The 3,728-nt window shown below is 64.4% G+C and carries 4 protein-coding genes; all 4 read left to right on the forward strand.

Features of this window, described 5'->3' with window-relative positions; all coding sequences use genetic code 11:
• A partial coding sequence (locus G3436_RS22800; protein ID WP_163949771.1) for a type IV pilus secretin PilQ occupies positions 1 to 1,062 on the forward strand: 1,062 nt, incomplete at its 5' end.
• Positions 1,063 to 1,066: 4 nt separating this feature from the next.
• The gene (aroK, locus tag G3436_RS22805) at positions 1,067 to 1,585 is read left to right on the forward strand and encodes a shikimate kinase AroK (RefSeq protein ID WP_163949774.1); all 519 of its coding nucleotides are present in this window, start codon (positions 1,067 to 1,069) and stop codon (positions 1,583 to 1,585) included.
• A gap of 100 nt (positions 1,586 to 1,685) precedes the next feature.
• Positions 1,686 to 2,783 (forward strand): 3-dehydroquinate synthase, encoded by a 1,098-nt coding sequence (gene aroB / locus G3436_RS22810; RefSeq protein ID WP_163949776.1) that lies wholly within the window; start codon positions 1,686 to 1,688, stop codon positions 2,781 to 2,783.
• Between the two features lie 16 nt (positions 2,784 to 2,799).
• Positions 2,800 to 3,728 (forward strand): AAA family ATPase (locus tag G3436_RS22815; RefSeq protein ID WP_163949779.1); only part of this gene is annotated, 929 nt, incomplete at its 3' end.

The following is a 3,728-nucleotide window of genomic DNA, read 5'->3' on the forward strand; positions in this document are numbered from 1 at the left end:
GATGTGCCGTGGGAGCAAGCCCTGGACCTGGTGCTGCGCAGCAAAAGCCTGGGCCGGCGCCAGGACGGCAATGTGCTGCTGGTCGCGCCGCTGGCCGAGCTGGCCGGCCAGGAGCGCCAGGCGTTGGCGGCGCAACCGCCGGCGGTACTGGCCCGTGAGCTGCTGACCGTCAGCCATGCGCGGGCCGCCGACATGGTGCAATTGTTCCAGGCGCTGGCGCCGGATCAGGCGGCGGGGGCGATCACGGTCGACGAGCGCACCAATACCATCATTGCCAGCCAGCCGCCTGCGCGCCTGGCCGAGTTGCGCCGCATGCTCGCACAGCTCGACGTGCCCGTGCGCCAGGTGATGATCGAGGCGCGCATCGTCGAGGCCAATGTCGATTACGAGAAAAGCCTGGGGGTGCGCTGGGGCGGGGCGGTGCAACTGGGCGGCGGTTTCAGCCTGAAAGGAATGGCGGCGGACGGGCAGCCGTTCGTCGACCTGGGTGTGGAGCGACCAGCGGCGGGTATCGGCCTGGGCCTGGTGCGCGACAGCGTGCTGCTCGACCTTGAACTCAGTGCCATGGAAAAGACCGGCAACGGCGAGATCATCTCGCAGCCCAAGGTGGTCACCGCCGACAAGGAGACTGCACGCATCCTCAAGGGCACCGAAGTGCCGTACCAGGAGTCCGGCGCCAACGGCAGCACGTCCACCACCTTTCGCGAGGCGTCGCTGTCGCTGGAGGTGACGCCGCAGATCACCGCCGATAACCGCGTGATCATGTCGGTCAAGGTCACCAAGGACGAGCCGGACTACCTGAACGCCTTGAACAGCGTGCCGCCGATCCGCAAGAACGAGGTCAATGCCAAGGTCCAGGTGGGGGATGGGGAGACCATCGTGATCGGTGGCGTGTACTCCACCGTGCAAAGTAATGTTGTCGACAAGGTGCCATTTTTAGGCGATGTGCCGTATGTTGGGCGGCTGTTTCGTCGCGCCGTTATCCAAGAGAAAAAATCCGAGCTGCTGGTCTTCCTGACTCCGCGTATCATGAGTGACCAGGCGATTGCTGTGAGTCGTTGATTCTGTGCGAAATTTGATACTTGTAGGGCCGATGGGTGCTGGTAAAAGCACCATCGGTCGCTTGCTGGCCAAAGAGCTGCGCCTGCCGTTCAAGGATTCCGACAAGGAAATTGAACTGCGCACGGGCGCCAATATTCCGTGGATCTTCGACAAGGAAGGCGAGCCCGGCTTTCGCGATCGTGAGCAGGCGATGATTGCCGAGCTGTGCGAGGCCGATGGCGTGGTGCTGGCCACCGGCGGCGGCGCGGTGATGCGCGATGCCAACCGCCTGGCGTTGCACGCCGGTGGGCGAGTGATCTACCTGCATGCGTCGGTGGAGCAGCAGGTCGGGCGTACCGCGCGCGATCGCAACCGCCCGCTGCTGCGTACCGCCAACCCGGAAGCCACCCTGCGTGCCTTGCTCGAACTGCGCGACCCGCTATATCGGCAAATTGCCGACCTGGTGGTGGAAACCGACGAGCGGCCGCCGCGCATGGTGGTGCTGGACATTCTCGAGCGCTTGCAGAAGTTGCCGCCCCGCTAAGGCATGACTATCCTCGGCGACCAGTCATGCCCTGGCAGGGCACTTCGTTATTGCGCGGGTCGAGCCTTCGATGCCGCGCCTCTGTTCTTTGTGGGGACACATGCAGACACTTAAGGTCGAACTGGGCGAACGTAGCTACCCGATCTACATTGGCGAAGGCCTGCTGGATCAGCCTGAACTGCTGGCGCGGCACATTGCCGGCAAACAGGTCGCCATCGTGTCCAACGAGACCGTCGCACCCCTGTATCTGGAACGCCTGACCCGCAGTCTGGGTGCCTATTCGGTGCTGCCAGTGGTGCTGCCCGACGGCGAAGCCTTCAAGAACTGGGAAACCCTGCAACTGATCTTCGATGCCCTGCTGACCGCGCGCCATGACCGGCGTACCACCGTGATCGCCCTGGGCGGCGGGGTGATCGGCGACATGGCAGGCTTTGCCGCAGCCTGTTACCAGCGCGGTGTGGACTTCATCCAGGTGCCGACCACGCTGCTGTCCCAGGTCGATTCCTCGGTGGGCGGCAAGACCGGCATCAACCATCCATTGGGCAAGAACATGGTCGGTGCCTTCTATCAGCCCAATGCGGTGCTGATCGATACCGCCAGCCTCAAGAGCCTGCCGCCGCGCGAACTGTCGGCGGGGCTGGCCGAAGTCATCAAGTACGGCCTGATCTGCGACGAGCCGTTCCTGGGCTGGCTGGAAGACAATGTCGATGCCTTGCGCGCGCTCGACCAGGTGGCACTGACCCGTGCCATCCAGCGCTCCTGCGAAGCCAAGGCGGCCGTGGTGGGGGCCGACGAACGCGAATCCGGCGTGCGCGCCACGCTCAACCTCGGTCACACCTTTGGCCACGCCATCGAGACCCACATGGGCTATGGTGTGTGGCTGCACGGTGAGGCCGTGGCGGCTGGCACGGTCATGGCCCTGGAAATGTCCATGCGCCTGGGCTGGATCAGCCAGGCCGAGCGCGACCGCGGTATCCGCCTGTTCCAGCGCGCCGGCTTGCCGGTGGTGCCGCCCCAGGCGATGACCCCGGCCCACTTCATGGAACACATGGCGGTCGATAAAAAGGTGCTCGACGGTCGTCTGCGCCTGGTCCTGCTGCGCCACATGGGCGAAGCGCTGGTGACCGACGACTATCCGCAAGAGATTCTTCAGGCCACGCTGGCGGCGGATTACCGCGCAATCGTGGCCCAGCTTTGAGGTTGACGAGAGTTCGATGACTAGTTTGCATGCCGACGAGGCCTTTCTCGGCCATTACCAGTTGAACCATGACCCCTTCGCTGCGCGGGTGCCTGGTTTCAAGTTCTTCCCTGCCCAGCGCAAGCCGGTACTCGGCCAGTTGCACCACCTGGCGCGCTATAGCCAGCTGTTGCTGGTGGTGACCGGGCCTCAGGGCAGCGGCAAGACCCTGCTGCGCCAGGCCCTGGTGGCCAGCACCAACAAGCAGTCGGTGCAAAGCGTGGTGGTGTCGGCACGTGGCGCCAGTGACGCAGGCGGCCTGCTGGCCCAGGTGGCGCAGTCACTGAGTGTGAGCAAGCCCGAGGTGCCGCAGATCCTCGCGCAGATCGTGCAACTGGCCCTGACCGGCCAGGAAGTCTACTTGCTGGTGGACGATGCGGAACAACTGGGCGAGTCGGCACTCCAAGCCTTGCTGGAACTGGCGGCAGGCACTCCCGAAGGGCGCCCGCACGTGTTCCTGTTCGGCGAGCCGTCGCTGATCGCTGCACTGGACGAGCTCAATGCCGAGCAGGAGCGCTTCCACGTCATCGAGTTGCAGCCTTACACCGAAGACGAAACCCGGGAGTACCTGGAGCAGCGTCTGGACGGTGCCGGGCGTGGCATCGAGGTGTTCACCAGCGAGCAGATCGCCGATATTCACGAAAACTCGGACGGCTGGCCTGGGGCAATCAACCAGGTGGCCCGCGATACCATGATCGAAGCCATGCTCGCTACCCGCTCGACGGTGAAGCGACCATCAATGGGGTTCAATATGCCAAAGAAACACGTGCTGGCGTTGTCTGCTGTGGTGGTGGTTGCCGTGGCGGCAGCTGTACTGATGCCCAAGAAGGGCGACCAGGCGCCGGCCACCGCGCCGGCCGAGCAGGCGCAACTGCCGCTGGGCGAAGGCAAGCCGGGCACTGCACA

Source organism: Pseudomonas brassicae (assembly GCF_010671725.1).
Classification (GTDB): Bacteria; Pseudomonadota; Gammaproteobacteria; order Pseudomonadales; family Pseudomonadaceae; genus Aquipseudomonas; species Aquipseudomonas brassicae.

Coding starts and splice junctions, on each gene's coding strand:
- aroB (WP_163949776.1), top strand. CDS start 1,686: ATGCAGACACTTAAGGTCGAACTGGGCGAACGTAGCTACCCGATCTAC.